Below are 2,989 nucleotides of genomic sequence, written 5' to 3'. Positions count from 1 at the left end.
CTCCTCATGCAATATCAGGCTTCGGGGCAGCAACAAATAAAAAAAACTGACAGTGCTGAAAATACTGCTTATATTAATCTTACAAACGGTATTAATATCGGTGCATGGCGTTACAGGAATAATTCATCGATTAGTAATAATGGTGGTTGGGAGAATGCTACCAGCTATCTCGAAAGAGCCATTCCTGCTGTTAAAGGTGAATTGACAGTTGGCGATGCTAGTACTTCCGGTGATGTATTTGATAGTGTGTTACTTAGGGGGGTTCAGCTGAATTCAGATACAGATATGTTACCTGAACAAATGAACGGTTTCGCACCTGTCGTTCGAGGTATTGCTAAGAGTAATGCTACAGTGACGGTTCGCGATAATGGCTATGTTATTTATCAGCGACAAGTTCCTCCAGGTCCATTTGCGATTAGTGATTTATCTTCTGTGTCGAGCGGCGGTAAATTAGATGTCACCGTAAAAGAAGCTGATGGAAGTGAAACACATAATATTATTTCATATTCAAGTGTTCCGCAATTGGTCCGTCCGGGGCAATTTAAATATGATATCGCGTTAGGTAAGTATAACGTGAGCGAATTTAAGAACTCCCGTGACCCAGATTTGATACAAGTTGCTCTTGCCTGGGGTCTTCCATGGGACCTAACGATTTATGGTGGTGATCAGCATAATGTCTCTTTTAACGCCTATAGCGGTGGTGTTGGGCTTGATCTCCATCGTGCCGGTGGAGTGGCATTAGATATAACGCACAGTGAAAGTTCTGCAGACAAATGGGGAAGATCCAGTAGAGGCAATATGGCTAGATTAACCTACCGTAATGACCTGGCGTCTCTTGGCAGCCAGGTTGAACTTGATAGTAGATTTTATTCTGGTAATTATAAATCCTTTAGCGATTATTTGTCTGAAGATGGGACTGACTTCATTAATGATAAGAAACGGGAAGTTAATTTTACTTTAGATCAATCTATTTCAGATGATTATAGTCTTTTTTTCAGTTTAAATCGTTCTGAAGACATCCATAATGGAATTTCCCGCTCATGGCAAGTAGGGGTGAATGGCTCTATAGATTCGACGAGCTATACGCTAACATACAACATGAACCGGGAACAATCACAGGATGAATGGGACAAACAAATATCCCTAACATTTACAGTTCCTTTAGAAAAGCTTCTTCCTTCGACGCACCCTGTATTAACAAACACTATAACCAGCGGTTTAAATGGTGATCTCAGTAATAATTTATCGGTTAATGGTCAGGTGGGCGATAATTCGGATTTCAGATGGAATTCCCTCGTTACGTATGCTGCACAATCTGATGCCGCTGATACGTACTCTACGTCTTTAGGTCTTGATTATTTGGGGAATTATGGTGAGGCTAGCGTAAATTATAATAATGATCAAAATCAATATGTTTCATGGAATGCATCCGGGAGTATCATCGCTCATAAGGGAGGGATGACCGCTGGGCAATATACCAGTAATTCCATGGCTCTCATTGATTTAAGGGGGCAACAAGACGTACCACTGGATGTTGGCCACAATTTGGAAACCGATCGTTGGGGATATGCTTTAATGCCTGATGTAACTCCTTATCGGAGGAATAAAATCAGCATCGATATTCATAAAGCCAGCAATGAACTCGATTTTAAAAGCACTACCGTGGATGTGATCCCTACAAAGGATGCGGTTGTGCTTGCACAATTTCAGCCAATAACGGGACGTAAAGTCGTTGCTACTCTTAAAAATAGCAATGGATATATACCGTTTGGGGCTAGAGTTCATGTGTCAGGGAACGACCAAACTTTTTACGTTGGTGAGCAGGGGCAGGTTTATATCACTGCAACACCGGAGCAAGGTATTCTAACGGCTAAATGGGGTGGCGATAAGACTTGTAAGATTAATTTTAAGTTGCCTGACAAAAATAGTATTCATTTGGCAGTAACGTTGATGGATCTGCTTTGCCAATAATGAGGTCAAAATGATTAATTGCATGAATAAAGTATTTGTTTGCCTAATTTTATTATTAGTGACTATTAATGCAAGTGCATCTTGTACTTCAGTTTACTCAAAGTTTGTAGCCAATCTTTCCGAAAATATAAATTTGCCACAAGACCTTGGGCATCTGGCGACTGGCGCTACCTTATTCAATAAGGAAATATCGCTTTCTTCTCTTTCAGGTGAACATTTGATAAGCGATGATAAATGTTTCCCTGCATTGCATAATATTCTGGCAGGTAGGTTGACTACGACTCAAACTAGTAATCATGTTTTTTCAACGCGCGTCGATGGCATTGGGATTCGTCTCACTTTAATTTTTGATAAAGCAGGTGTGGGACATCGTGAATGGACAATTCCTTTCAATGTTGACTTGACGAGCATTTCCAATAAAAAAATAACCACAAATGATTTCAAAGTTAGAATTGAGTTGTTGAAATATAGGGATGTTAAACTTGAGAATAATAAAGCTTTGTTTTTCCCAAATATGATTTCCACACCTGATGGAAGTATATTAGTGAGCCTTATGTTAAAGATATTCGCTGCTCATTCGCATTGCCAGGTGAACATTGCTTCTCCACAAATTACGCTACCAACTGTAGGGACAGACGATTTTATTTCAGGTAATGCATCAAGGAGTTTTCCAGTTAATTTAAATCTAAGTTGTGAAAATGTCCATCGTGCATCTTTGACAATAGAGGGCGAGTTATTCGAAGGTTCTGATTCGATTTTTCTTAATGTTGAAAAAGAACATTCAGCTACAGGGATTGGAATTGAGTTGTTGTATGAAAGTAAAGTGCTCAAAGTAATGCATCCAGTAGACATCCCCCTGAGTACCGTTGAGGATAATATGAATCTTCCGCTATCAATTAGATATGCAAAGGCTCGTGAGAAAGTGGAGGGTGGGAAAGTTAAGTCAAGGGTTACGCTGCATTTTAACTACCTCTGAATCTTTTTTTGGACTAATTTGAAGTTGTTTTTAGTTTAATGA

Annotated in this window: 2 protein-coding genes; both read left to right on the top strand. The window is 39.5% G+C overall.

The window, feature by feature from the left end:
* Positions 1-1,971: fimbria/pilus outer membrane usher protein (locus INF73_RS21830; RefSeq protein WP_193547335.1), on the top strand; the 1,971-nt coding region annotated here is incomplete at its 5' end.
* Between the two features lie 22 nt (positions 1,972-1,993).
* Positions 1,994-2,947, top strand: coding sequence for a fimbrial protein (locus tag INF73_RS21825; RefSeq protein WP_193547334.1), 954 nt, complete (start codon positions 1,994-1,996; stop codon positions 2,945-2,947).
* Positions 2,948-2,989 lie beyond the last annotated feature (42 nt).

The sequence above is a fragment of the Enterobacter cloacae complex sp. P6RS genome, from assembly GCF_014982245.1.
Taxonomy (GTDB): Bacteria; Pseudomonadota; Gammaproteobacteria; order Enterobacterales; family Enterobacteriaceae; genus Enterobacter; species Enterobacter bugandensis.
Note: the sequence above shows the minus strand (reverse complement) of the source record. Positions and strands in the feature narration are given on the sequence as shown.

Bases quoted from the DNA above. Each gene is read 5' to 3' on its own strand.
- INF73_RS21825 (WP_193547334.1), top strand. From the start codon at position 1,994: ATGAATAAAGTATTTGTTTGCCTAATTTTATTATTAGTGACTATTAAT.